23 protein-coding genes and 1 riboswitch are annotated in these 25,788 nt (G+C 59.2%); of the genes, 17 read left to right on the top strand and 6 right to left on the bottom strand.

The annotated features are described in order from the left end of the window. Window positions 1-37: 37 nt before the first annotated feature. Entirely contained in the window at window positions 38-1,654 is a 1,617-nt protein-coding gene (purH, locus tag GGQ73_RS11925; protein WP_183896482.1) for a bifunctional phosphoribosylaminoimidazolecarboxamide formyltransferase/IMP cyclohydrolase, read from the top strand. 280 nt (window positions 1,655-1,934) lie between these two features. Further along, the gene (locus GGQ73_RS11920) at window positions 1,935-3,212 is read left to right on the top strand and encodes an L-fuconate dehydratase (RefSeq protein WP_183896480.1); all 1,278 of its coding nucleotides are present in this window, start codon (window positions 1,935-1,937) and stop codon (window positions 3,210-3,212) included. A 130-nt stretch (window positions 3,213-3,342) separates the two neighbouring features. On the opposite strand, the gene cobD is transcribed toward GGQ73_RS11920, so the two are convergent. After that, window positions 3,343-4,371 carry a threonine-phosphate decarboxylase CobD gene (gene cobD / locus GGQ73_RS11915; RefSeq protein WP_183896479.1) on the bottom strand — a complete coding sequence of 343 codons (1,029 nt, stop codon included), beginning with the start codon at window positions 4,369-4,371 and terminating at the stop codon, window positions 3,343-3,345. On the opposite strand from cobD, the gene cbiB reads away from it, so the two are divergent. Then, window positions 4,370-5,335: an adenosylcobinamide-phosphate synthase CbiB gene (gene cbiB / locus GGQ73_RS11910; RefSeq protein ID WP_183896477.1), complete on the top strand. Its 966-nt coding sequence runs from the start codon at window positions 4,370-4,372 to the stop codon at window positions 5,333-5,335. The two genes, cobD and cbiB, sit on opposite strands and share 2 nt — an antisense overlap. Here the strand turns inward: cbiB and GGQ73_RS11905 are convergent. Then, window positions 5,322-6,779, bottom strand: a complete 1,458-nt coding sequence (locus tag GGQ73_RS11905; protein ID WP_183896475.1) for a cobyric acid synthase — start codon at window positions 6,777-6,779, stop codon at window positions 5,322-5,324. The two genes, cbiB and GGQ73_RS11905, sit on opposite strands and share 14 nt — an antisense overlap. Before the next feature lie 3 nt (window positions 6,780-6,782). Continuing rightward, entirely contained in the window at window positions 6,783-7,400 is a 618-nt protein-coding gene (gene cobO / locus GGQ73_RS11900) for a cob(I)yrinic acid a,c-diamide adenosyltransferase (protein WP_174154376.1), read from the bottom strand. A gap of 105 nt (window positions 7,401-7,505) precedes the next feature. Next, window positions 7,506-7,716, top strand: a riboswitch (cobalamin riboswitch). Between the two features lie 117 nt (window positions 7,717-7,833). Here cobO and GGQ73_RS11895 point away from each other — a divergent pair. Genes GGQ73_RS11895 through GGQ73_RS11865 form a run of 7 tightly spaced genes read left to right on the top strand, consistent with a single transcriptional unit; the run spans window position 7,834 to window position 16,198 of the window. Continuing rightward, window positions 7,834-8,259, top strand: a complete 426-nt coding sequence (locus tag GGQ73_RS11895; RefSeq protein ID WP_174154375.1) for a DUF1636 family protein — start codon at window positions 7,834-7,836, stop codon at window positions 8,257-8,259. Beyond that, the gene (cobW, locus tag GGQ73_RS11890; RefSeq protein ID WP_183896586.1) at window positions 8,253-9,290 is read left to right on the top strand and encodes a cobalamin biosynthesis protein CobW; all 1,038 of its coding nucleotides are present in this window, start codon (window positions 8,253-8,255) and stop codon (window positions 9,288-9,290) included. The genes GGQ73_RS11895 and cobW overlap by 7 nt, the downstream gene beginning before the upstream one ends. 3 nt (window positions 9,291-9,293) lie before the next feature. Then, on the top strand, window positions 9,294-12,644 hold the full coding sequence (gene cobN / locus GGQ73_RS11885; RefSeq protein ID WP_183896473.1) for a cobaltochelatase subunit CobN: 3,351 nt from the start codon (window positions 9,294-9,296) through the stop codon (window positions 12,642-12,644). Continuing rightward, entirely contained in the window at window positions 12,641-14,032 is a 1,392-nt protein-coding gene (cobG, locus tag GGQ73_RS11880) for a precorrin-3B synthase (RefSeq protein ID WP_183896471.1), read from the top strand. Before cobN ends, cobG begins: the two co-directional genes overlap by 4 nt. After that, window positions 14,029-14,661, top strand: a complete 633-nt coding sequence (locus GGQ73_RS11875) for a precorrin-8X methylmutase (protein ID WP_183896469.1) — start codon at window positions 14,029-14,031, stop codon at window positions 14,659-14,661. The genes cobG and GGQ73_RS11875 overlap by 4 nt, the downstream gene beginning before the upstream one ends. Further along, window positions 14,658-15,440: a precorrin-2 C(20)-methyltransferase gene (locus tag GGQ73_RS11870; protein WP_183896467.1), complete on the top strand. Its 783-nt coding sequence runs from the start codon at window positions 14,658-14,660 to the stop codon at window positions 15,438-15,440. Before GGQ73_RS11875 ends, GGQ73_RS11870 begins: the two co-directional genes overlap by 4 nt. Further along, window positions 15,437-16,198 carry a precorrin-3B C(17)-methyltransferase gene (locus GGQ73_RS11865; protein WP_183896465.1) on the top strand — a complete coding sequence of 254 codons (762 nt, stop codon included), beginning with the start codon at window positions 15,437-15,439 and terminating at the stop codon, window positions 16,196-16,198. Before GGQ73_RS11870 ends, GGQ73_RS11865 begins: the two co-directional genes overlap by 4 nt. On the opposite strand, the gene GGQ73_RS11860 is transcribed toward GGQ73_RS11865, so the two are convergent. After that, window positions 16,165-16,932: a cobalt-precorrin-6A reductase gene (locus GGQ73_RS11860; protein WP_183896463.1), complete on the bottom strand. Its 768-nt coding sequence runs from the start codon at window positions 16,930-16,932 to the stop codon at window positions 16,165-16,167. The genes GGQ73_RS11865 and GGQ73_RS11860 overlap by 34 nt on opposite strands. Between GGQ73_RS11860 and cbiE the strand changes: the two genes are divergently transcribed. Genes cbiE through cobM form a run of 3 tightly spaced genes read left to right on the top strand, consistent with a single transcriptional unit; the run spans window position 16,931 to window position 19,331 of the window. Continuing rightward, entirely contained in the window at window positions 16,931-18,187 is a 1,257-nt protein-coding gene (cbiE, locus tag GGQ73_RS11855; RefSeq protein ID WP_183896461.1) for a precorrin-6y C5,15-methyltransferase (decarboxylating) subunit CbiE, read from the top strand. The two genes, GGQ73_RS11860 and cbiE, sit on opposite strands and share 2 nt — an antisense overlap. Next, window positions 18,166-18,561: a cobalamin biosynthesis protein gene (locus GGQ73_RS11850; RefSeq protein ID WP_183896459.1), complete on the top strand. Its 396-nt coding sequence runs from the start codon at window positions 18,166-18,168 to the stop codon at window positions 18,559-18,561. Before cbiE ends, GGQ73_RS11850 begins: the two co-directional genes overlap by 22 nt. Next, window positions 18,558-19,331, top strand: a complete 774-nt coding sequence (gene cobM, locus GGQ73_RS11845) for a precorrin-4 C(11)-methyltransferase (RefSeq protein WP_183896458.1) — start codon at window positions 18,558-18,560, stop codon at window positions 19,329-19,331. The genes GGQ73_RS11850 and cobM overlap by 4 nt, the downstream gene beginning before the upstream one ends. Here the strand turns inward: cobM and GGQ73_RS11840 are convergent. Further along, the gene (locus tag GGQ73_RS11840; protein WP_183896456.1) at window positions 19,286-20,416 is read right to left on the bottom strand and encodes a cobalt-precorrin-5B (C(1))-methyltransferase; all 1,131 of its coding nucleotides are present in this window, start codon (window positions 20,414-20,416) and stop codon (window positions 19,286-19,288) included. The two genes, cobM and GGQ73_RS11840, sit on opposite strands and share 46 nt — an antisense overlap. Window positions 20,417-20,508: 92 nt before the next feature. Between GGQ73_RS11840 and GGQ73_RS11835 the strand changes: the two genes are divergently transcribed. From GGQ73_RS11835 to GGQ73_RS11820, 4 genes are all read left to right on the top strand, one after another. Further along, complete coding sequence (locus GGQ73_RS11835) at window positions 20,509-21,822, top strand: cobyrinate a,c-diamide synthase (RefSeq protein WP_183896454.1); 1,314 nt, start codon at window positions 20,509-20,511, stop codon at window positions 21,820-21,822. A 104-nt stretch (window positions 21,823-21,926) separates the two neighbouring features. Further along, window positions 21,927-22,823 (top strand): glutathione-dependent disulfide-bond oxidoreductase, encoded by an 897-nt coding sequence (gene yghU / locus GGQ73_RS11830; protein WP_183896452.1) that lies wholly within the window; start codon window positions 21,927-21,929, stop codon window positions 22,821-22,823. A gap of 10 nt (window positions 22,824-22,833) precedes the next feature. After that, window positions 22,834-23,214 carry a hypothetical protein gene (locus GGQ73_RS11825; RefSeq protein ID WP_183896450.1) on the top strand — a complete coding sequence of 127 codons (381 nt, stop codon included), beginning with the start codon at window positions 22,834-22,836 and terminating at the stop codon, window positions 23,212-23,214. 103 nt (window positions 23,215-23,317) lie between these two features. Further along, window positions 23,318-24,556, top strand: a complete 1,239-nt coding sequence (locus GGQ73_RS11820; protein WP_183896448.1) for a cytochrome-c peroxidase — start codon at window positions 23,318-23,320, stop codon at window positions 24,554-24,556. Here GGQ73_RS11820 and leuB read toward each other — a convergent pair. Beyond that, window positions 24,537-25,649, bottom strand: a complete 1,113-nt coding sequence (gene leuB, locus GGQ73_RS11815; protein WP_174154360.1) for a 3-isopropylmalate dehydrogenase — start codon at window positions 25,647-25,649, stop codon at window positions 24,537-24,539. The genes GGQ73_RS11820 and leuB overlap by 20 nt on opposite strands. Window positions 25,650-25,788: the final 139 nt, after the last annotated feature.

Raw genomic sequence — 25,788 nt, 5'->3', positions numbered from 1 at the left:
CTCCGGCCTGTCCTCCACGCATCACGGAGTTCTCCCGATGGCTGTCGTTTCCAAAAAAATTCCCGCTCCCGACAAGGTCAAGATCCGCACAGCCCTGCTGTCGGTTTCCGACAAGACGGATATCATCGAGCTGGGCGGTGCCCTCGTCAACATGGGCGTCAAGCTTCTGTCGACAGGTGGAACATCCAAGGCGATTGCAGATGCGGGTCTGCCGGTGACCGATGTTTCCGATATCACCCAATTTCCCGAAATCATGGATGGCCGCGTCAAGACGTTGCACCCGAATGTTCATGGTGGTCTGCTTGCCATTCGCGACGATGCCGACCACGTAGAAGCCATGCGCGCCCATGGTATCGAGGCGATCGATCTTTCCGTGATCAATCTTTATCCGTTCGAAGAGGTTCGCGCCAAGGGCGGTGATTATCCGACAACCGTCGAGAACATCGATATTGGCGGCCCGGCGATGATCCGTGCCTCTGCCAAGAACCATGCCTATGTGACGGTGTTGACCGATCCGAGCGACTATCCAGAACTGCTGGAAGCCTTGCAGGCAGATGACGGGCAAACGACCTATGCGCTTCGCCAGCGTTTTGCCGCCAAGGCCTATGCCCGCACCGCGGCTTACGATGCGGTCATTTCCAACTGGTTTGCCGAAGCACTTTCGATAGAAGCCCCCCACTATCGGGCGATTGGTGGTGTGCTGAAGGAGAAGATGCGCTATGGCGAAAACCCGCACCAGAGCGCGGGCTTCTACCTCACGGGCGACAAGCGCCCCGGCGTGGCCACAGCCAAGCTTTTGCAGGGCAAACAGCTTTCCTACAACAACATCAACGATACGGACGCAGCCTATGAGCTCGTGTCCGAGTTTCTGCCGGAGACGGCACCCGCTGTTGCCATTATCAAACATGCCAACCCCTGCGGTGTGGCAACCGGCACCACTATGCTGGATGCCTACAAGCGCGCACTGGCCTGCGATCCCGTCTCCGCCTTCGGCGGCGTGATTGCGCTCAACCGCACGCTGGATGCCGAAACGGCCGAAGAGATCATTCAGCTTTTCACCGAAGTCATTATCGCGCCGGATGTGACCGAAGAGGCGAGGCAGATCATTGCCCGCAAGCCGAACTTGCGTCTGTTGTCTGCTGGCGGCCTGCCGGATGCGCGTGCGCCAGGCATTACCGCTAAAACCGTCTCCGGTGGTCTTCTGGTGCAAAGCCGCGACAACGGCATGGTCGAGGACCTCGATCTGAAGGTGGTGACCAAGCGTGCGCCGACAGCGCAGGAACTCGAAGACATGAAATTTGCCTTCAAGATTGCCAAGCACGTCAAATCCAACGCCGTCATCTACGCCAAGGATGGTCAGACAGCGGGTATCGGCGCCGGTCAGATGAGCCGCATCGATTCGGCGCGCATTGCCGCTCAAAAGGCTGAGGATGCCGCGAAAGCCATGGGGCTTTCCGAACCTTTGACAAAGGGGTCCGCCGTGGCTTCTGAAGCCTTCTATCCATTTGCAGACGGACTGCTGGCTGCCATTGCTGCCGGTGCGACAGCGGTTATCCAGCCGGGCGGTTCCATGCGCGATCAGGACGTGATCGATGCAGCCAATGAGCACAATGTTGCGATGGTGTTCACTGGCATGCGCCACTTCCGCCACTAAGGCCCTCACTGACAAGCTTTGGCTGACGCGCATCGATCGCGTTCGCCAAGGCTCATTGCCCCTCCCCTGTTTCCTGCGATATTGACGCCCGCTTTGATTGCTGGTGTTTGCAGCCTATCTGTGCTTTTTTTCATCGTCGCAGATGCATTCGTGCAGCGACGCTGGAGGAGTTGAGACAATGACATCGGATGCGCTGAACGCCGGGCGATGGCGGAGCTATGCGGTTGGACCTTTCCAGCATGAACCCGTTCTCTGATCCCTGACTGCGAGTGAATGGCCGATGACCAAGATTACTGATCTGCGTGTGTTCGATTTACGCTTTCCAACATCGCAAAGCCTCGATGGCTCCGATGCGATGAACCCGGACCCGGATTATTCCGCAGCTTACATCATTCTCGATACCGATCACGAAGCTTTGAAAGGTCACGGACTGACCTTCACCATCGGCCGCGGTAATGACATATGCTGCATGGCCATCGAGGCAATGCGGCATCTGGTCGTCGGCACCGATCTTTCCACTGTTTCGGAAAATCCCGGCACATACTGGCGGCATCTGACCGGCGATAGCCAGTTGCGCTGGATCGGGCCGGACAAGGGTGCCATGCATCTGGCCACCGGTGCTGTCGTCAATGCCGTGTGGGATCTGCTGGCGAAACAGGCGGGCAAGCCCGTCTGGCAACTGGTGGCCGATATGAGCCCGGAGCAAATCGCCGATATCGTCGATTACCGCTATCTGACCGATGTGCTGACGCGCGAGGATGCGCTGTCGATCCTGAAGAAAGCGCAGGCCGGCAAGGCAGAACGCGTCGAACTTCTCAAACGGGATGGTTATGCCTGCTACACGACATCCGCCGGTTGGCTGGGTTACGGTGATGAGAAGTTGCGCCGGCTATGCCAGGAAGCCATCGATGCCGGGTTCAACCATGTGAAGATGAAGGTTGGCCGCGATCTGGAAGACGACATTCGCCGCCTGACGATTGCCCGCGAGGTGATTGGCCCCGACCGTTACCTGATGATCGACGCCAATCAGGTCTGGGAGGTCGATCAGGCCATCGAATGGGTCAATAAGCTTGCCTTCGCCAACCCGTTTTTCATCGAGGAACCGACAAGCCCCGACGATATTGCAGGTCACCGCAAAATACGGCAGGCGATCGGTTCTGTGAAGGTCGCGACTGGCGAGATGTGCCAGAACCGCATCATGTTCAAACAGTTCATCGCCGAAGGTGCCATCGATATCGTGCAGATCGACAGTTGCCGCATGGGCGGGCTGAACGAAGTGCTGGCTGTCCTGCTGATCGCCGCGAAATACGATCTGCCGGTCTGGCCACATGCAGGCGGCGTCGGGCTGTGTGAATATGTTCAGCACCTGTCGATGATCGATTATCTGGTTGTTTCCGGCACGAAGGAAGGCCGAGTTATTGAATATGTCGATCATCTGCATGAGCATTTCATCGATCCCTGCGATATCAGGAACGCGGCCTATATGCCCCCCAAGATGCCAGGATTCTCTGTCGAGATGAAGCCGGAGTCGATCGAGGCCTATACGTTCAAGGGCTAACCTTGCCAACTTGTTGCCCTCTCCATCGTCATCCTCGCCCTTGTGGCGAGGATCTAACCACGTTTGACGTCTGGGTTCGTTAAATCCTCGGTCAAGCCCGAGGATGACGAATGTTGGCTGTCACTTGACTCTAAACGTTAGACAACGCCGCTTCCAATCTCGTCCATTCCGCCTCTTCACCCGGAAGGCCAAAGCGTAGTTCGGTTGACCTTTCATCAAAGCTGCGTGTGAGAATGCCGTTTTCCATGAGATGAGTGCAGACGGTGGGCGCCCGATCGTCGCGGATAAGCGTGAAAAGCGATGTTCCCCCAACAATCGAAAGATCCGCTGCCCCCAATAGGTCATTTAGTCGCTCTGATTCAGCTCTTAGCCGGAGTCGAATTTCATCTCGCCAAACCTGATCTACTAGAGCTTCAGTCGCAATATGCAGAGCCGGACCGGAGATGGCCCATGGTCCCAACCAGGATTCGAGACGTTCTGCAATATCTGGATGCCCAATGGCGAAGCCAAGGCGGATGCCTGCCATGCCGTAAAACTTGCCGAAGGAGCGCAAGACGACGAGGCTGTCTGAGGTCGCCACATCCGCAACGCTTTCGGCATAGCCCGTCTCAATGAAGGCCTCGTCCACAACAAGCATGCCGCCCTTTTGGCGCATGGCGTCGGCCAGTGTGAGAAGTTCTGGCCGCTTCCACGCGCGTCCATCGGGATTGTTGGGGTTGATGATGACGGCATGATCGAAGGCGGCCAAGGCCTCGATATCTGATACCTCGGTAATAGTGAGTCCGGCGATGCGGGCAGTGCGGGCGTGTTCGGCGTAGGCGGGCGATAAGACGCCACAGGTTCTCGCACCGCGCTGAACGGCGGTCTGGGCAAGCAGTGGCATCAACATTTGTGTCCCCGGGGATGCGGCGATGTGTGCGGCGGAAGACGCGCCGAAGGCCGTTGCGGCGATCTCCTTCAGCGTTTCCACGGCGCGCGGTTCCGGCAGGCGGGCAAAGGCGCTGGCGGGAACGGGCGAATGCGGATAGGAGTGTGGATTGATCCCCGTGGAAAGATCGATCCAGGGTTCGGGTGCTTGTGGAAAAAGCAGACGCGCCTGACCCAGATTGCCGCCATGGCGGATCGCCGGTTGCGCTTTCTCTGGTATCTTCTCGCCCATGTTTTTCGCTCTCGCTTTCCTGTCCCTGTTGATCGAACGCCTTGTCGGTTACCCCGACTGGTTGTTCCAGCGCATCGGCCATCCCGTGACATGGATCGGCTCGCTTATCGCGCTCCTCGATAGAAAATGGAACCGGGAAGGTGACACATTTTTACGCCGCATCGCCATGGGTGTCGTGGCGCTGGTCTTTTTCCTCGGCTTGACCGTGCTTCTTGCACTGATGTCGCAATCCATTCTTCTGGCTCTGCCTTTCGGACTGTTTTTTGTGGCCGTGTTGGGTGCTTCACTGCCGGCGCAAAAAAGTCTGGAAGATCATGTCTCGGCTGTGGCCTCGGCTTTGGAGCGCGACGGTATCGAAGGTGGCCGCAAGGCGGTTTCGATGATCGTCGGGCGGGATCCTGAAAATCTGGATGAAGCCGCCGTGTGCCGCGCGGCGATTGAAAGCCTGGCGGAGAATTTTTCCGATGGCATCGTCGCACCTTCGCTTTGGCTCGGGTTCTTGGGCTTGGCCGGAGGTGCCGGTTATAAAGCCATCAACACCGCAGACAGCATGATCGGTCATCGCTCTGCCCGCCATGAGGCATTTGGCTGGGCGTCTGCGCGGCTGGACGATCTGGTCAACCTGCCTGCGTCCCGACTGACCGGCCTGCTGTTTGTTTTCGCCGCCTTTTTCGTGAAAGGTGCTTCGCCGGGGGAAGGCTTGCGCGCCATATTCCGCGATGCCCATCATCACCGGTCGCCCAATGCCGGATGGCCGGAAGCGGCTATGGCTGGCACACTTGGTTTTGCATTGGCTGGTCCACGCTCATATGGTGGGCAGATGATCGAAGCGCGGTTTATGGGCGAAGGTGGGCGGCGGGATTTGACCGCTGCCGACATTCGGAAGGCCTTGAAGCTGGCGCGCATAGCCGATGCGATGCTGATTGGCCTGTTTGGCGTAATCGCCGCTCTTATCGCGCTATAGCCAAGAGGGCATCGAGATCAAGGTGGCGCTCCATGTGAGCGGCCAGCCGGTCCAGCACCTGATCCATCTGCTTCTCATAATTGAACTTCGAGCTTTCGCTGCCGAGCCGTTGTAGCCAGGCGCTCCGCTGGTTGTCATCTGCAAACAGGCCGTGAATGTAAGTGCCATAGACGCGACCATCCGCTGATATCGCGCCTTCGGTATGGTTGCCGATGCGGGAAAATGGGCGAGCTGCATCTTGCCCCTCGGTCACGCCGACATGCATTTCATAGCCGGAGAAAGATATTCCGTCGAAACTTTTGCCTGTGACGGCGATCAGCCGTTTATCGCCTGTCAGAACGGTATCGACATCGAGCAGGTTCAATCCTTCCACCCTAAGAGGCTTACCCTCTATGCCCTGCGGATCTGCGACCGTTTTGCCCAGCATCTGATAACCACCACAGAGGCCCAGTACGTAACCGCCCCGGCGCAGATGGGCCTTGATATCCACATCGAAGCCCGCATTTTTCAGCGTGTCGAGGTCAGCGATGGTGGATTTTGAGCCGCAGAGCAGCACCAGCCTGGCATTGCCGGGAATGGCCTGGCCGGGGCGTATGCGCAAAAGCTCCACATCCGGTTCCGCTTCCAGAGGATCAAGATCATCGAAGTTGGAGATGTGCGGCAGGATGGGAACCGCGATGCGGATTTTTGCGTCGGGTTTGCGCTGTCCGGGTGCGGTCAACCCCAGCGCATCTTCGGCAGGCAGGCGGCAGGCATCGGCAAAATGCGGCAGAAGGCCTATGCCGTGCCAACCGGTTTTGTCTGCAATGATGCGCATGCCGTCATCAAACAGGCTTGGGTCGCCTCTGAAACGGTTGACGATAAAGCCTTGGATCATCGCGGCATCGTCTGCATCCAGAACCGTTTTCGTCCCAACGAGGCTGGCGATGACGCCGCCGCGATCTATATCGCCGATCAGGATGACCGGAACGTCGGCTGCGCGGGCAAAGCCCATATTGGCGATGTCGTTTGCGCGAAGATTGACCTCCGACGCACTGCCTGCACCTTCGACCAGAATGAGGTCGGCCTGAGATTTCAGGTGCTCGAAACTTTCCAGCACACGCGGCATCAGCCCCGCCTTCATGTGCTGGTAATCCGCCGCCTTGGCGTTGCCGATGACCTTACCCTGCACGACGATCTGCGCACCGGTTTCACTCTGTGGCTTCAGCAGCACCGGGTTCATGTGGACCGAAAGCGGAACGCCTGCGGCACGCGCTTGCAAGGCTTGTGCGCGGCCGATTTCGCCGCCATCCGCGGTGACTGCGGCGTTGTTGGACATGTTTTGCGGTTTGAACGGCATGACGGATAGGCCACGGCGCACGAAGGCACGGGCCAGACCCGCCACCATCAGCGACTTGCCGACATCCGAGCCGGTTCCCTGGAACATCAAGACGCGTGCTGTCATGGATTAGAACTCTATGCCCGACTGTGCCTTCACGCCTGCCTTGAAATGGTGTTTTACCAGCGTCATTTCGGTCACCATATCGGCGGCATCGATCAGGGGTTGCTTGGCATTGCGCCCGGTGACGATGACATGCAAGCCTTCGCGCCGGTTCTGGAGGGTCTCTAGAACCTCTTCCAGCGGCAGATAATCATAACGCAACGCGATGTTGAGTTCATCGAGAACCACAAGACCGATGGTTTCGTCGGCCATCAGCACCTTGGCTTCTTCCCATGCCTTGGATGCGGCAGCGATGTCCCGTTTCAGATCTTGAGTGTCCCACGTGAAACCTTCGCCCATGGTCCGCCATTCGACGCGATCTCCGAACAGAGCCAAAGCGCCCTGCTCTCCGGTGGACCATGCGCCCTTGATGAATTGCACGATGCCGACACGTCTGCCGGTGCCGAGCATACGCAGAGCAAGCCCGAAAGCGGCGGTGGACTTGCCTTTTCCGGGGCCGGTGTTGATCATCAGCAGGCCTTTTTCGATCGTCTTTTCCGAGACCTCAGCATCCTGAACTACCTTTCGATTGACCATTTTGGCCCGGTGGCGTTCTGCTTCGCTGTCGCTGATGTCACGGGTCATGGCGGTTCATCCTTCCGGGTATCGTGCTTTTCGAAGCGGCGACTATAGCCAAAACGCATGCGCGAGCAATGATGCGTGGCATTGACACTCAAGCATCGCAGGGCCTAAGGGTTAGGGACTGACGGTCTTTTTCCGGCAACGGGAAAAGCTAAGAGGGAACACGGTACAGTTTGCTATGCAAACCAATCCGTGGCTGCCCCCGCAACTGTAAGCGGTGAGCCCGCGCCGGAAAGCCACTGGACATCACAGTCCGGGAAGGCGGCGCAAGGGCGTACAAACCGCGAGCCAGGAGACCTGCCGTTTCAGGAAAAACGTCTGCCGGGCGGGGTGCTCCGGTCAGTCGGTTGTTCGAACAAGGGCTGTGCGTGTCGCCGCATGCTGTTTTTCGATATCCGCACCCCAGGACTATTTTGAAGGCGCGGAAAGCAGAATTTTGGATATTACATCAACATCGCCCAGCGTGAATGACAGAGCAGATCGCGAGACCGCGCCCGGTGTCGTTGTGTACGTCTGCCGCAGCTGCCGGTCCGAAGCCGATCCGAATGCGGACCCGCGTCCCGGTGCGACACTTGCGCAGGCGGCCATTGATCTGGGGCGGGCAGAGGGTGTCGATATCCGCAGCGTCAATTGCCTTGCCAATTGCAAGCGCGGTCTGAGTGCCGCCATGCGCAGCGCCGATGGCTGGTCGTATATGTTCGGATCGCTCGGTGAAGACGATGCCGCCGATCTTGTGGTTGGTGCGCGTCTTTTGTCGCAGGCAACAGATGGCCTGATGCCGTGGCGTGGGCGACCCGATAGTTTGAAGCGCGGCCTTGTTGCCCGCATTCCCCCTTTGCATTTCACCGAGGAGACATCATGACCACGCTCAACCGCGTTCCCTGCACCATCATCACCGGATTTCTGGGCGCTGGAAAAACCACCTTGCTGCGGGGCCTTCTCGAAAAGCTGGATGGCAAGCGTCTCGCCATCATTGTCAATGAGTTCGGCGATGTCGGCATTGATGGTGAAATCCTCAAAGGTTGCGGCATCGAAAGCTGCCCGGAAGACAACATCGTGGAACTGGCCAATGGCTGCATCTGCTGCACGGTAGCCGATGACTTCCAGCCTGCCATCGAGCAGATTCTCAGCCGCGAGCCACGCGTCGAGCATATTCTGATCGAAACATCAGGTCTCGCGCTGCCCAAGCCGTTGGTGCAGGCTTTTCAGTGGCCAGCGATCAAAAGCCGGGTGACGGTGGATGCGGTCGTGGCCGTGGCCGATGGTGCCGCCCTTGCAGACGGCATGGTATCGCATGATCTGGAAGCACTGGCTGCTCAGCGCCAGAATGATGAGGCGCTGGACCACGACGATCCTGTCGAAGAGGTGTTTGAGGACCAGATTGCCTGCGCCGATCTGATTGTTCTCACCAAGGGTGATCTGCTCGATGCCGCCGGGTTGGAGCGGGCCAAGGCGCATATCAACGCGCATCTTTCCAAGGCCGCCAAGATTATCGTGGCCGCCAATGGTGTGATTGATCCGGCTGTGCTGATCGGTCTTGGACTCGCGGTGGAAGAAGATATCGACAACCGACACACCCATCACGACGATGAAGAAGACCACGATCATGACGAGTTCGACAGCTTTGTTGTGGAACTGGATGCGGTAACGGACGCAGACGCGCTTGCTGCGCGTATTTCCGAAACAGCGGCCTCTGAAAATGTTCTGCGCATAAAAGGGTTTGTCGAGGTGTCTGCCAAGCCGATGCGGTTGCAGGTGCAGGCGGTCGGCTCACGCGTCAATCATTATTTCGACCGTCCGTGGGCAACGGGAGAAGTGCGCCGCAGCCGTCTGGTCGTGATTGGTGAAAAGGGTCTCGACCGCGCGAAAATCGAGCGGATGCTGGCTGCCTGATCCATGCACATCCTCGCCACCACATCTTCGTCTCTGGACGACCTGATCGAGCCGGTTGATCTCAATCAGGGCAAGGCTGATGTGGTGGTGATGTCCTTTTCGGCCAGCGATCTTGGAGGTCTGGAGCGTGCGTGGCAGCGAAGCACGGATGGTTCGGTGTCATTCGTGTCCGAAAATCTTTTCGAGCTGCGGCATCCCATGTCTGTCGATCTGTGGCTCGAGAAGACCGCAGAACATGCAAAGTTGATCCTTATCCGGATTCTCGGTGGTGCCGACCGTTGGCGTTATGGCGTCGATGAGCTTGCCAGAATGGCGAGACGACGCGGTATCAAGCTGGTGCTTCTGCCGGGAGAATGCAGCGAGCGTGACGATAAACTGGAAGCGGCATCCACGGTCGATCTGCCGACGCAGGCCAAGATCCTGTCGTTCTTTCGCCAAGGTGGGCCTCAGAATATGGACCGCGTGGCGAAAGGACTTGCGGCTTTTGCGCAAGGCGCCACCTGGCCAGACATCGAAGCGGAGCCCCTGCCGAAAACCGGGTTCTACCGACCCGGCGAGGGTGTTGTCGATCTTTCAGAGGCGCTGAGTGGATTTTCAGACGACGCGCCTCTGCTGCCGATCCTGTTCTATCGTTCCATGCTGATGGCCGCTGACGTCGCTCCCATTGACGCGCTATATGGGACCTTACGTCAGCGTGGATTCGCCCCGCTTCCGATCCTCGTCGGCGGTTTGAAGGATGTGGAAACGATCCGGTTTCTGGAAGAGACACTCGTGCCACTGAAACCGGCGGCGATGATTGCGGCGACTGCCTTTGCCAGCCATGTCGATAGAGAGGGCCATAGCCTGTTCGACCGGCTGGGCGTAGCGACGTTTCAGGTTATCATGGCCACCACGCGTCGCGATGGCTGGGCGGACAATGTGCGGGGCCTCAATCCGTCTGATCTCGCCATGCATGTGGTGCTGCCAGAGCTGGATGGCCGGATTCTGGCCGGCGCCATCTCCTTCAAGCAGCCCGACCCTGACGGGGGTCGCGGGCTCGTCCATTGTCCAGAAGCCGATCGCGTCAACCAGGTTGCGGACCGCATTTCAGCTTTCCTGCGGCTGAAGCATACGGCGCCATCGCAGCGTCGAATTGTCATCCTGATGCCGGATTATCCCGGTGCCGCACCGGGACGCACGGGTTATGCGGTGGGTCTGGATGTTCCCCAGAGTGTGCTGGAGATGCTGCGCGATCTTCGCGACGCGGGCTACACGGTGGACGATATTCCCGAGACGCCGCGGGCCTTGCTCGACCGCGTCGAAAACGAGACGGCTTCGTTTGGGTTGGCCGAGTATTCAGCCTTTCGCCGCGCCATGCCCCGAACTGCCAATGTGGCCATGGATGAGACGTGGGACGATGCCGAGGCGGATGATGCTTTTGAAGGCGGCATCTTCCACTTCCGGGCCGCTCGATTCGGCTCCGTAACAGTTGCACTGGCGCCGGATCGTGGCCGCAACGAAGACCGGCGGGCGGATTATCACGACCCTGCTCTACCACCCCGGCATGCGCTGATCGCTTTTGGCGCATGGATGCGGCAGACCCTTGATGCGCATGCGATCATTCATGTCGGCGCGCATGGTACGCTGGAATGGTTGCCCGGCAAGACAGTGGCGCTGTCGCAAACCTGTTTCCCTGAAATCGTCACCGGTGCGCTGCCGGTGATCTATCCCTTTATCGTCTCCAATCCCGGCGAAGCGGCGGTCGCCAAGCGCCGGATCGCTGCGGTGACCATCGGCCATATTCCGCCAGTGCTGGTGAATGCCGGGCTTTCGAGCGAACAGATGGTACTGGAACAGCTCGTCGATGAATATGCTCAGGCCGATGGGCTGGATCGCCGCCGCCGCGACCGGCTGGCGACGCTTATTGTCGAGAAAGCGCGGGAAACCGGCCTTGCGGCAGATGCCGGTGTTGGCTCGCAGGACGATGCCGATACGGCGCTGTCGCGCATTGACGCGTTTCTCTGCGACCTGAAAGATTTCGCCATCAAGGATGGCCAGCATGTGTTTGGTCGATGTGTGGATGATGAGCCTGATGCCCTGAGGCGAGACAGTGCGAAGACTGAAAAAGCGGCGTTGCTGGCAGCGCTCGATGGCCAGCATATCAGGCCCGGCCCTTCCGGCGCACCGGCGCGCGGACGACTGGACGTGCTGCCCACAGGCCGTAACCTCTACGCTGCCGACCCGCGGACCATGCCGACCCCAACCGCTTTCGACCTTGGCCGTATGGCGGGCGAAGAGGTGTTGCGGCATCATCTGCAACGCCATGGTGATTGGCCGAAGCATATCGTGTTCGATCTCTGGGGGTCGGCGTCTCTGCGCAATGGCGGCGAAGATGTGGGCCAGGCGCTGCATCTGATGGGTGCGCGGCCGATCTACGATCAGGCTACAGGTCGCGTCACCGGCATTGAAGTGCTACCGCCAGCGGTGCTGGGACGTCCCCGCGTGGATGTGACATTCCGCATTTCCGGTCTGTTTCGCGATATGTTTCCGGCATTGATCGCTTTGCTCGACGCTGCCGCAAAGGCGATTGCACGGCGCGAAGAATCGCCGGGTGACAATCCATTGGGCGAAGAGGCGGCGGCCCTTGGCCACATTCCCCCGCGCATCTTTGGTTCAGCGCCCGGCACGTATGGTGCGGGTATCGAAGAAAAGCTGGCCAATGGCCGCTGGGATGGGCGCGAGGAGCTGGGCCAGATCTATCTCGATGCCGCAAGCCATGCTTTTGGCGGGGCGGATGGGCTTGGCGTGTTCACCGACGCTGGTTTTGCCGCTCAGATCGAAAAAGCCGACCTGCTGGTTCATACGGGGGACGATCCGGGACGTGACCTGCTGGATGGGTCTTCGGACGTTGCTTTCATTGGTGGTTTTGCAGCGGCCAAGGCAGCGCTTGGCCAATCGGCAGATGTCGTTGCGTTGGATACGACCGATCCGGCACGGCCACGGGCTCGCTCCATTGCGCAGGCCATCACCCGTGTGGTGCGTGCTCGGGCTGTCAATCCACGCTTTATTGCCGGGCAGATGCGGCATGGCCCGCGTGGTGCCTCTGAATTTGCCGAGACAGTCGATCGTCTGATCGGTTTTGCCGAGACGACCCATGCGGTGTCGTCGTCCCTCATCGAAGCACTTTACGACGCCTATTTCGGCGATGAAGAGGTGCGCGATTTCATTCTGCGCGAAAACCCGCAGGCAGCCGAGGTTATGGCGCAACGGTTTCTCTCCGCCCGTCGTCGTGGCCTCTGGCACAGTCGCCGCAATGCGGTGGATGCGGAGTTGGAAATGCTGATCGCCCCGAAACAGACGAGGGAAAGCGCATGAGCGCCCGCCCCCTGGACATCACGCCCTTTACGCGCCGTGGCGTGTGCCCCGCTTTGTCAGCGCCCATGCAGACAGGGGACGGATTGCTGTCTCGGGTGGCGTTTACGGATGCGATTTCGGCTACGGATTTGGAGCGCCTGTGCGCTCTCGGCATTCGCTACGGCAATGGGTTGATCGATCTTACAGCGCGCGGCGGCGTGCAGTTTCGTGGACTGACGGCGGGAAGTGCTGCGGCGCTGGAGGTCGATGTTCTGGCGCTTGGTCTGCCGCTGCGGAAAGGGTTGGCGGTGGAGACATCGCCGCTTGCAGGAATGGATGAGACGGCAATTGCAGAGACGCTCTCAATCGTAAGCCGGGTATCTGAAACGGCTGCTACGCTCGGTCTTGATGATTGTCTGGCGGCGAAAATGTCCGTTATCATTGATGGTGGCGGGCAAGTGGAGATGGCCGAACTGCTCGCTGATATCAGGCTGAAGGCGATTAGGCTTGATGATGGCCTGTTCTGGTTTTTGATGCTGGGTGGGGCGCAAGACCAGAGTTTGAAGGCGGGTCTGCTGCGCGCGGATGATGCTGTTGATGTCGTTATCGAGCTGCTTTCCTGTCTGGCGGAACGGGGGCGGAATGCGCGGGGGCGTGATCTTGAGATTGAGACGGTTCGACGGATTTGCGGAGATCGGTTGATTGAGCATGCTGTCGATGTGCCACCTGCACGGGTTTCCTCTCCTTTTGGTTTGATGCGCTTGGTAGACGACATCCATCGCCCCTCAATATCGCCACTGACAAACAACCGCTTTGCTGCAGCACTGGCACCAGCCTTTGGGCAGATATCAGCAGAGGCACTGTCCTCTCTCTGCGGCAACGCTACAGCGCTCGGTATCAAGAACGTCAGGCCCGGTCCAGCGCATACGCTTTTTTTCATCGGCACAGAGGACGCCTGCCAAGCTCTCCTTGCCCGAGCCGCCGAGTTAGGTTTCGTAACGACTGCCGATGATCCACGTTCGGCAATTGCCGCCTGTACCGGGAAACCGGCTTGTGCTTCAGCCTTCATCGCCACGCGGGCACTGGCAGAAGACGCCGCCATCGAGATTGCCGGGTTGCTGGATGGGTCCCTCACGCTCCATCTTTCTGGATGTGGAAAGGGTTGTGCCCACCCGACCGCTGCGACTTTGGCCTTTTCCGGCTCTTCCGAGGGATTGGCTTTTTCCTATTCCGGTCGCGCTTCAGGCGCCCCAGATGTGATTTTACCCTTTACGGAGCAAAGGGTCGCACTTTCGCGACTTGCCCGTTTATATGAAAAAGAACATAAGCCCGGAGAAAATGCCCGCACCCTGCTTTCCCGTCTTGGCAGGCAGAAGATCGTTGCGGCGCTCCGACAGGAAGATCGATGACTGAATACGACTATATTCGCGATGGTAACGCGATCTATGAGCGCTCCTTCGCGATGGTGCGGGAAGAGGCTGATCTGTCTGCCTTCACGCCTGACCAGGCCGAGATTGCCATTCGCATGATCCATGCCTGCGGGCTTGTCGAGGCGGCACAGCACTTTCGGTTTTCACCAGATTTCGTGTCTGCCGCGCGCGGTGCGCTTGAGGCGGGCAAGCCTGTTTTATGCGACGCCGAAATGGTAGCGCATGGCGTGACCCGGGCGCGTCTACCCGCCCGCAACGCGGTGATCTGCACCTTGCGCGATCCGCGCACGCCTGAACTGGCAAAGCAGATCGGCAATACCCGTTCTGCTGCCGCACTCGACCTCTGGGCCGAAAAGCTGGATGGTGCGGTGGTCGCTATCGGCAACGCGCCGACAGCGTTGTTTTACCTTCTGGAAATGCTGGAGCGTGGTGCGCCCCGCCCCGCCGCCATCATTGGCATGCCGGTTGGTTTTGTCGGTGCGATGGAATCGAAAGATGCGCTGGAGGAAAGCCCCCTGTGTATTCCTTACGCTATCGTCAAGGGGCGCCTTGGTGGTTCGGCGATGACGGCAGCGGCGGTAAATGCCGTGGCGAGGCCCGGACTATGAGCGCTGCATTGTTCGAGCCAGACGCGCAGAAGGTGCTGAAGGGAAAGCTGATCGGTGTTGGTACCGGGCCGGGTGATCCCGAACTTTTGACGCTGAAGGCGGTGCGCGCCATCGAGACTGCCGATGTCGTTGCCTTCTTCTGCAAGAAGGGCAGCAAGGGCAATGGACGCGGCATTGTCGATGGCTTCATCCGCTCTGGCACGCTGGAAATGCCGCTGGTCTATCCCGTGACGGTGGAGAGCGATAAAAACGGTGATGACTATCGCAGCGCGATTGCCGGATTTTTCGACCAGTCGGCGCGGGATATCGCGGTTCATCTGGATGCAGGGCGCAATGTTGCGGTGCTTTCCGAGGGTGATCCGCTGTTTTACGGTTCCTACATGCACCTGCATTTGCGGCTCGCACCGTCTTATCCGGCGGAGGTGGTGGCGGGGATTACCGCAATGTCCGGTTGCTGGTCGATGGCTGGTCTGCCGCTGGTGCAGGGTGACGACATCTTGAGTGTCCTACCCGGTACGCTTGGCGAAGACAGCCTGACGGACCGTCTTTCCGGCACAGATGGCGCTGTCATCATGAAGGTTGGTCGCAACCTGCCGAAAATCCGCCGCGCGCTGGAAAAGACGGGCAAGCTCGAAAGCGCGCTTTATGTGGAGCGTGGCACGATGGCAAACGGTCACGCGATGCGGCTTGTGGAGCATGATGGCTCGCCCGCGCCGTATTTTTCGCTGGTGCTGGTTCCGGGCTGGAAAGATAGGCCAGTGGGTGGAGAGACCCTATGAGCGGATGCCTCACCGTCGTCGGGCTCGGCCCGGGCAATCTGGGGCAGATCACGCCGGAAGCGCTGGATACCGTGCGTGAGGCGGAAGATTTTTTCGGCTACATTCCCTATCTTGATCGCCTCTCGCTTGCTCCGCATCAACGCCGCCATGCATCCGACAATCGCGAGGAAATCTCCCGTGCCGAAGCGGCGCTGACGCTGGCAGCTCGTGGCGGCAAGGTCTGTGTCGTGTCGGGCGGTGATCCCGGTGTTTTCGCCATGGCGGCGGCGGTGTGTGAGGCGATCGAAGCCGGCCCTGCCGAGTGGCGGGACCTCGATTTCCGTGTCGTTCCCGGCGTTACCGCCATGCTAGCGGTTGCTGCCAAAGCTGGCGCGCCGCTGGGGCATGATTTTTGCGCCATTTCGCTGTCGGACAATTTGAAACCCTGGCCGCTGATCGAAAAGCGGTTGATTGCGGCGGCTGACGCCGGTTTCGTGATGGCGTTCTATAATCCCGTCAGCAAAGCGCGACCCCACCAGTTGGCAACGGCGTTCGATGTGCTACGCGCTCATCTTCCCGGCTCAGTGCCGGTCATATTCGGGCGCGCCGCAGGGCGAGCGGATCAGAGAATGCGCGTCGTGCCGCTATCTGACGCTCGAAGCGACATGGCGGATATGGCGACATGCATCATCGTTGGTTCGGTGGAAACACGGTTGATCGACCGGGAAGGGCAAATGCCGATCGTCTATTCGCCGCGTTCATCCAAAAGGGAAAGCTGATGGCGGATGGCGGCCAGCGCAGATTCAATATTCGGCACGGTCATGCCGCTGCCGAGCGGTGGGCGGTCGATCATCAGCACTTTGATGCCAAGTTGTCGCGCCGCTTCGATCTTCGCATAGGCTGCCGTGCCACCGGAATTCTTGCAGACAATAAAGCTGATGCGGTTTTCACGCAGCAGGTTGATTTCGTCTTCCACCGCGAAAGGCCCACGCGCCGTAATGTAACGCGCATGCGGCACGCAGAGCGGCGGCTCGACAGGATCAACGCTTCGGATGAGGTAATTGTGTTGCGGCGCGGCTTGGAAGGGCAAAAGCTCCTGACGACCCAGCGCAAGGAAGGCGTTGGTGCACTCGGCCCCGAGAGCGCTTACGGCGCTGTCGACATTGGCCACACTCTGCCAGTTATCATCAGCCTGTTTTTCCCATGCGGGACGTTGCAGTGTCACCAGCGGTACCTGCGCGATCGCGGCGGCCTGAACGGCGTTGGCGGATATGCGCGCCGCGTAAGGGTGGGTGGCATCCACCAGCAGATCGAAGTCATGTTCCATGATAAAGGCGGCAAGTCCGCTGGCACCGCCAAAGCCGCCGCTTCGCATCGGCACCGGTTGCACAACCGGGTCACGGGTGCGGCCAGCCAGAGAGAGCAAAAGACGGTAGCCGGAGTCTTCAGCCAGTTTTCCAGCCAGAATGCGGGCATGCGCCGTGCCGCCAAGAATGAGTATGGAGCCTGTCATGGCGTCTGAATATGCCGAAATCGATGGCGTATCCACTGAAAAGGCGATAGCGCCCTGGCTTTCCATCGTCGGCATTGGCGAGGATGGACTGGAAGGGTTGGGCCGAAATGCACTTGGCGCCATAGAAACCGCTGACCTCGTCTTCGGTGGTAAGCGGCATCTGGCACTGGCAGCGGATGCGATCCATGGTGAAGCTAGGCCATGGCCGGTGCCGTTCGATGTGGAAATAGCCGAGGTTGTGGCATTGCGAGGCCGAAAGGTTTGCGTACTGGCCTCTGGAGATCCGTTTTTTTACGGTGTCGGTGTGACACTGCTTCGACATGTGGCTGCTGAGGAGGTTGTCTCCTACCCTGCCCCATCGGCGTTTTCCTTGGCTGCTTCGCGACTTGGATGGGCGTTGCAGGATGTGGACTGCGTGTCGCTGCATGGCCGCTCCATCGATCTCATTCGTCCCCGTCTGCACCCGGGCGCGAAGCTTATCGTGCTGACATCGGATGAAAAAGCCCCTGCACCGTTGGCGCAACTTTTGTGCGACGCCAGTTTCGGGCCCTCGAATTTCACGCTGCTGGAGACTTTGGGTGGGCCACGTGAAAAGGTTCGGCATGGAAAGGCGGCGGAGTTTTTGGCTTCTCATGTCGATCCGCTGAATGTCGTGGCAATCGAGGTCGTTGCCGATGAAACGGCGCGTATCCTGCCCTATTCGCAAGGGCTGGACGATGCATTGTTTGAGCATGATGGCCAGATGACCAAAAGGGAAATCCGGGCCGTAACGTTGTCGTCACTGTCTCCGCGTCATGGCGAATTGCTGTGGGATATCGGTGCGGGTTCCGGTTCCATCGGCATCGAATGGATGCTGGCGCATCCGTCGCTGCGGGCCATCGGCATTGAGCAGCACCCGGAACGGGCTGAACGCGCCACGCGCAATGCGCAGGCCTTTGGCGTGCCGGGGCTGGAGGTGATGATCGGGCCGGCACCGCAGGCTTTCGAGGGACTGCCTGCGCCGGATGCAATCTTTATCGGTGGCGGTGGCAGCGAGCATGGTGTTCTGGACGGTGCGATCGAAGCGCTGAAACCCGGTGGGCGACTGGTGGCCAATGCGGTGACGCTGGAAATGGAAGCCATGTTGCTTGGTGCAAAGGCGCGGCTGGGCGGGTCGTTGATAAGGCTCGAGGTTGCGCGTGCGTCCCCGGTTGGTTCCATGCAGGGTTGGCGGGCGGCTATGCCGGTGACGCAATGGGCTTGGGTCAAGCCGTGATTGTTGCCGGGATCGGATGTCGCAGGGGAACCAGCGCCGAGGCAATCATTGCCGCGCTAAACGAGGCGTCGCGGGTCTACGGCGCGAAGGTCGATTTTATCGTGACGGCACCCATAAAAGGTGATGAGCCGGGTTTGATGGAGGCGGCGACACGGCTGGGCATGGCGCTCGTCGTGGTGGCGCGCGCCGATTTTGAACAGGCAGGCCACCGTACGATAACAGAATCGGCAACGAGCCTGAAACATGCTGGCTCTCCCAGCCTTAGCGAAGCAGCGGCTCTGGCGGCTTTGGGACCCCATTCAAGGCTTATCGCCGCGCGTATGGTGATCGGCGATATTACGGTGGCGTTTGCCACGTCTGGAGACGAACAATGACGGTTCATTTCATCGGTGCCGGTCCCGGTGCGCCTGATCTCATCACGGTACGTGGGCGCGATCTGATCGCCGCCTGCCCGGTCTGCCTCTATGCGGGATCGCTGGTGCCGAAAGCATTGCTGGATTATTGCCCTGGTGGTGCGCGGATCGTCGATACGGCGGCGCTTTCGCTTGACGATATCGAGGCGGAATATGTGGCGGCGGCGCGTGAGGGCAAGGATGTGGCGAGGCTCCACTCTGGTGATCTCTCCGTCTGGAGCGCCATGGGCGAGCAGATCCGCCGTCTGGAACGGCTGGGATTGGATTATACGGTCACGCCCGGTGTACCCTCCTTTGCCGCTGCCGCTGCCACCTTGCGGCGCGAGCTGACGGTGCCCGAAGTGGCGCAAAGCCTTGTGCTGACCCGTATTTCAGGCCGTGCCTCTAAAATGCCGGAGACGGAGACGTTGAAGGCTTTCGGCGCGACAGGGGCGACCCTTGCCATTCATCTCGCCATCCACGCCATTGCCAAGGTGGTGGAGGATTTGACACCGCTTTACGGAGCCGATTGCCCGGTCGTCATCGTCGTACGGGCATCATGGCCGGAAGAGCGGGTTATACGTGGCACGCTTGATGATATAGAGGCCAAGCTTGCCGAAGAGACGGTGGAGCGCACGGCGTTGATCTTCGTCGGGAAAGGGCTGGCATCGGAGGATTTTCGCGAGAGCGCGTTGTACAGCACGGATTATGTGCGCCGGTTCCGCTCGCCGGACGGAAAACCCGAGACGTGATGAGAGGGCGCAAAGCCGAAGCGCCCTTTCAAATCTCCATCCCGGTCGAACACCAGAATTTCGAGCGCCGTCTCAGGTAGGTTGAGCGCGTCTGCCGCTGTTTTCCAAGCATTCTCTGCAACGATATTGCCGAGATTGATCCCGGCGCTGCCTGCCATCGTGAAAGCGTGCGCTACCGTGTTGGCGTTTCGGATCAGGTCTGCCAGGGCCTCATCCGCGCCCGCGTCCATGGCGAGTTTCGCCAGCGCATGCAGATCGGCCAGGCCTCGTTTGGAATGAACATCGAGCATGCCCTGCGCCAGCTTTGTCATCTTGGCGACACCACCTGCGATCGTCAATTTTTCGACCGGATGCGTGCGCAGATATTTCAGCATACCGCCAATAAAATCGCCCATGTCGATCAGCGCCGTTTCCGGCAATCCGTGCAGGGCCTGTCCCGCTTTTTCCGAGGCGTTGCCGGTCGCGCCGAGAATATGCGGCAGGCCTTCGGCACGCGCCACATCGATGCCGCGCCAGATGGAGTGGATCCAGGCCGAGCAGGAAAAAGGGATGACGATGCCGGTGGTGCCGAGAATGGAAAGGCCGCCGACAATGCCGAGCCGCCCATTCAGCGTCTTTTCAGCCAGTGCCTCACCATTTTCCACCGCAATCTCGACTTCGAAATCCGCATTCTCCCCAGCCACCTCGCGGATTGCAGAGACAATCATCTTGCGGGGTACGGGGTTGATGGCGGGTTCGCCGATGGCGAGAGGCAGGCCGGGACGGGTGACGGTGCCCACACCCCTGCCCGCCTTGAAGGTGATGCCTTTGCCTGTCTGTGCGCGCCGTATCGTCGTTTCGATCAATGCACCGTGGGTCACGTCCGGATCGTCGCCTGCATCCTTGATGACACCAGCGCGTGCGTAGCCGTCTCCAATTTCACTGGTTGCCAGCGAAAAGCCGACGCGCTTGCCGCTTGGAAGTTCGATCTCGACAGGGTATGGAAAGTCACCGGTCAGCAATGCGGTGCAGGCAGCCTTTGCCGCCGCCGTGGCGCAAGCGCCGGTCGTCCAGCCGCGACGCAGATTTTTTCCATCCGTTTCCATCGTGTTTCTATAGCGGTTACGGGTTTGTCCGTCATCGGGAAACAACAGGCAGTGTGCATGTCGAGACCGCTTATTTTCAAACAGGCTAAGCCATGACGGCGCGAGCGCTCATCATTGGTGCGCCCCGGTCCGGCTCCGGCAAGACCAGCGTCACAATCGGTCTGTTGCGCGCTTTCGCACGGCGTGGGGTCAAAGTGCGGGGCATCAAGACCGGGCCTGACTATATCGATCCCGGTTTCCATGCCTTTGCTGCCGGAACGCCGGGACTTAATCTCGATAGCTGGGCGATGCAGCCGGATTTGCTGCGACACCTGTTTGCACAGCAGGCTGAGGACGCCGAGCTGGTATTGATCGAAAGCGCCATGGGCCTGTTTGATGGTATCGTGGTGCCAGACAACCGAACCGGCTCTGCGGCTGATCTGGCACGTCTGTTCGGTATTCCCTGTTTGCTGGTGCTGGATATTTCCGGCCAGTCGCAGACAGCGGCAGCCGTGGCACATGGTTTTGCCCATTACGATCCGGCTGTCGAAATGGCCGCAGTGATACTGAACCGTGTGGGCAGCGAAAGACATCGCACGCTTTGTTCTAATGCCATCGAAAAGATCGGCCTGCCGGTTGCCGGTTGTGTGATGCGTGATCCGTCGCTGGTGTTACCAGAGCGGCATCTGGGGCTGGTGCAGGCCAGCGAACACCCGGAGATAGACGCCCATATCGAACGTCTTGCCGACGCCATGGAAAACGCGGTCGACCTCGATGCTCTCCTGGCGCTGGCGCGCCCTGTGGATGTGCCGCAGGGATCGGTTGATGCGGCGATTGATCCACCCGGCCAGCGCATCGCCTTGGCGCAGGATGCGGCTTTCACCTTTCTTTATCCGCATCTTCAGCGTCTTTGGCGGCAAGCGGGTGCAGAAATGTTGCCGTTTTCACCCTTGGCGGATGAAGCACCAGACGCATCCTGCGATGTCTGCTGGCTGCCGGGGGGATATCCAGAGCTTTTTGCGGGACGGCTTGCCGCCGCCAATGCTTTCAAAGCGGGGCTAGCCCGGTTTTCGCAGACAAAGCCGGTTCACGGTGAGTGCGGTGGCTACATGGTTCTGGGCGCGGCGTTGGAAGATGCGGAGGGCATCAGGCATAGCATGACGGGGCTTCTGTCCCACGCCACCAGCTTTGCCAGCCGCAAGATGAACCTCGGCTATCGGCAGGCAATGATTGCCAATGATGGCGTCCTTGGGCGTGCCGGTGAGGTGTTGCGTGGTCACGAATTTCATTACGCACGCGTGATCGATCCGGGGCATGACGAAGCCTTTGCAGAGATTGCAGACGGGCAGGGCAAAGTGATTGGGCCATCCGGGAGCAGACGCGGGTTGGTGACCGGTACGTTTTTTCACGCGATTGCCAAAGGTTAAGTTTTTCTCATCGATATGGTGGTGGAGGAATTCCGCCGTCTTCCTATATTGTCGTGTGAGTGCTGAACCCTTAGGCTCGACCCGTTGAACAAGGACAAATTTTCATGACCGAGAAATCCCCCGAAAATAACTTTCCCGCTGGTTATGAACCACCGGAAGTCTGGGAATGGGAAAAGGGCAATGGCGGTCAGTTCGCCAATATCAACCGCCCCATCGCCGGTCCGACACATGACAAGGCGTTGCCTGTGGGCAGACATCCGCTGCAGCTCTATTCGCTGGCGACGCCAAACGGCCAGAAGGTCGGTATCATGCTGGAGGAGTTGCTGGCAGCAGGCCACACGGGCGCGGAATATGATGCCTGGCTGATCAAGATCGGCGATGGCGACCAGTTCGGCTCCGATTTCGTCAAGGCCAATCCCAATTCGAAAATCCCGGCCCTGGTGGATCGTTCCACGCCTGAGCCAACACGTGTGTTCGAAAGCGGATCGATCCTGCTTTATCTCGCGGAAAAGTTCGGTGCGTTTCTGCCGACAGATCACAAGGGCCGCACCGAGGCGATCAATTGGCTGTTCTGGCAAATGGCATCCGGCCCCTATCTGGGCGGCGGTTTCGGGCACTTCTACGCTTATGCACCAGTGCATATCAAATATGCGATCGACCGTTTTGCGATGGAAGCCAAGCGACAGCTTGACGTGCTGGACCGTCATCTGGCAGAGAACCAGTATTTCGCCGGTTCGGAATATTCGATTGCCGATATCGCCGTTTGGCCTTGGTACGGAAATCTGGCGCGTGGGCAGTCCTATCCAAAGGCGGATGTCTTTCTGGACGTGAAGAGCTATAAGAATCTTCAGCGCTGGGCAAACGAGATCGCGGAACGTCCGGCGGTGAAGCGCGGTCGCATGGTCAACAGGATGAATGGCGACCCTTCGGAACAATTGCACGAACGCCACGATGCGTCCGACTTCGATACGAAGACACAGGACAAGATCGGCAAAGCATAAGGAACAGACGATGGCAAAGCTGCCTGAAATGACGAAACACCGCGGCTTTCCATCCGGCATGCCGAGCACGGGCATTCAGTTCACCATACGCCGCGCCAATCCGCGCGGCGTGACACCTGTTAAATTCATTCCGCGACGTGCCCGCAACGACTCGGCCGAGCACAAGGTGGACGCGGCCTTCATGCATGCGCTGTGGCATCAGTTCGGCAACGAGCCGTTCGAGCGAGGAAACCTCGATGCGGCCCGTCTCAGCCTGCTTTTCGGGCGCGAGGTGCTGCCTGCGGACAAGAATTTTGACCCTCTGTCCTACGAATCCATGCTCATCATTGACGAGCGGGTGGCACGGCAGAACTTTCCGGAATCCTTCGAGAACTACTTCCAGATCGACTGAGGCACTCTGCTGCGGGAAAGTGGAGCGAGCACAGAAAGTTTTTGTGCTTTGCCGTAACGAGGTGCTATAGAGCATCCCAGTTCCACGACATCCGGCCTCAGCCATGATCAGGCATCTGAATTCCATTCTTGCTTTGTGCATTCTCACCTTGCTGCTGTCCGGCATAGGGAGGGTTGATCCTGCGCATGGCGGAGACGATTTATCGACGCGGGAAAAACTGGGCGCGGCGCTGTTCGTTGACCCCAACCTGTCCAAAAACCGCACCATGTCCTGCTCCACCTGCCACATGGAGGCTTTGGGCTTTACCGATGGGCGCGAGACCGACAAGGTCGGGCATGATGTTTCGCTGGGTGATGACGGCACGTCCTTGGGCGACCGCAACGTGCCAACGGCGGCTTACGCGAAATTCTCTCCAACCTTCGGCAAGAATGCTGCCGGTGAATATGTCGGCGGTCAGTTCTGGGATGGGCGCGCATCCACGCTGGAAGATCAGGCAGGCGGCCCGCCATTGAACCCGTTTGAAATGGGCATGCCGGACAAGCTCACGCTCATAAAGCGGCTGAAGGAAAACCCGGATTACGTCACCGCTTTCGGCACGCAGTTTGGTGGCGATGTCTTCACCAGCGATGATGCTGCCTTTGCGGCGATGGCCAAGGCGCTGGCCGCCTACGAGCGTTCCGATACGTTCTCTGCGTTTGATTCCAGATATGACCGCTTTTTGCGTGGTGAGGAAAAGCTGACCGATCAGGAAGAGCTGGGCCGCGTCTTGATGTCATCCAGCCAGTTCACAAACTGTAACACATGCCATGAGATCAAGGGCGCAAACGGTCTGTCCGATGGTGTCTTCACCAACCATAAATATTTCAATATCGGCGTTCCCGCCAACAAGGCGGTACGAGCGGCGAATGGCTCCAGGCCCGACGCGGTGGATCTGGGTCTCGCCCAAAACCCTGCCGTGGCGGGTGATCCGGCCCAGCGTGGCAAATTCAAGGTGCCGACCCTGCGCAATGTGGCCGTAACCGGCCCCTACATGCACAATGGCGTGTTCAAGGATCTGCGCACGGTCGTGCTGTTCTACGTGAAATACAAAAGCAAGAAGCCCAGCCGTCAGATTAACCCGGAAACGGGTCAGGCGTGGGAAGCACCCGAGGTGCCCGAAAATATCGCCATAACGGAGCTGACGGCGGCACCTGCTCTGGATGACAAGCGGGTGGATGCTATCGTGGCATTTCTAAAAACGCTGACGGACAAGCGATATGAGCACCTCTTATCGAACGATAATGCTGGGCAAGGCGCGATGCCCCCTGCCCAGCCAACAGCGCTTACGCAAAAAGCGCCTTGAACTCTTCCAGAACCGCATCCCCCATCTCGGACGTGCTGACCTGACGGCTGCCATCCGACACGATATCGGCGGTACGGATGCCCTTGTCCAGAACGTTGGCGATGGCCGTTTCCAGCTTGGTGGCCTCATCCACCATGTTGAACGAATAGCGCAGGCACATGGCGAAGGACGCGATCATGGCGATGGGGTTGGCGATGCCCTGGCCTGCGATATCAGGCGCAGAGCCATGCACGGGCTCATACATGGCCTTGCGCTTGCCGGTCTTGGCGTCGGGGGCGCCGAGCGAGGCGGACGGTAGCATGCCGAGAGAGCCGGTCAACATGGCCGCAACATCGGACAACATATCGCCAAACAGGTTGTCGGTGACGATGACATCGAACTGCTTTGGCTTGCGCACCAGTTGCATGCCACCCGCGTCGGCCAGCATGTGCTCAAGCTGCACGTCTTTGTATTTCGCAGCGTGGGTTTCTGTGACGACCTGATTCCACAACACACCGGATTTCATGACGTTACGCTTTTCCATGGAGCAAACGCGGTTGCCACGGGTGCGGGCCAGCTCGAATGCGACACTGGCAATGCGTTCGATTTCAAACGTGTCATAAATCTGCGTGTCGATGCCGCGTTTCTGGCCGTTGCCCAAGTCGATGATCTGCTTCGGCTCGCCGAAATAAACGCCACCCGTCAATTCACGAACGATGAGGATATCGAGGCCCTCGACCAGTTCCTGCTTTAGCGACGATGCTGCAGCAAGAGCTGGGTAGCAGATCGCCGGGCGCAGATTGGCGAACAGCTCCAAGTCCTTGCGCAGGCGCAAGAGGCCGGATTCTGGCCTTACCTCGTACGGTACGCCATCCCACTTGGGACCACCGACTGCGCCGAACAGAATGGCGTCTGCGGCCAGCGCCTTCTCCATGTCTGCGTCGGAAATCGCCACGCCGTGCGCGTCATAGGCACTGCCGCCGACAAGGCCTTCTTCGGTTTGGAAGCCAGCAGATTTTTCGCTGTTGAGATAATCGATCAGCTTGCGGACTTCCGCCATGGCTTCAGGGCCGATGCCGTCACCGGGCAGCAGGAAAAGCGTGCGCACTGTCATGATAATCCTCCTTGGCCACGCAGCAAAACCATGGATGGTTTTCAAACGGCGGGCGCGTCAAAAATCGTGACCCCGCAGCGTAACGTTGCGGGGTGCGGGCTTCTTAGCGGTGGAGATTGCCTATTTCAAGGAAGGCTGG

Origin of the sequence: Rhizobium skierniewicense, assembly GCF_014196515.1 — a bacterium.
Lineage (GTDB): Bacteria > Pseudomonadota > Alphaproteobacteria > Rhizobiales > Rhizobiaceae > Agrobacterium > Agrobacterium skierniewicense.
Note: the sequence above shows the minus strand (reverse complement) of the source record. Positions and strands in the feature narration are given on the sequence as shown.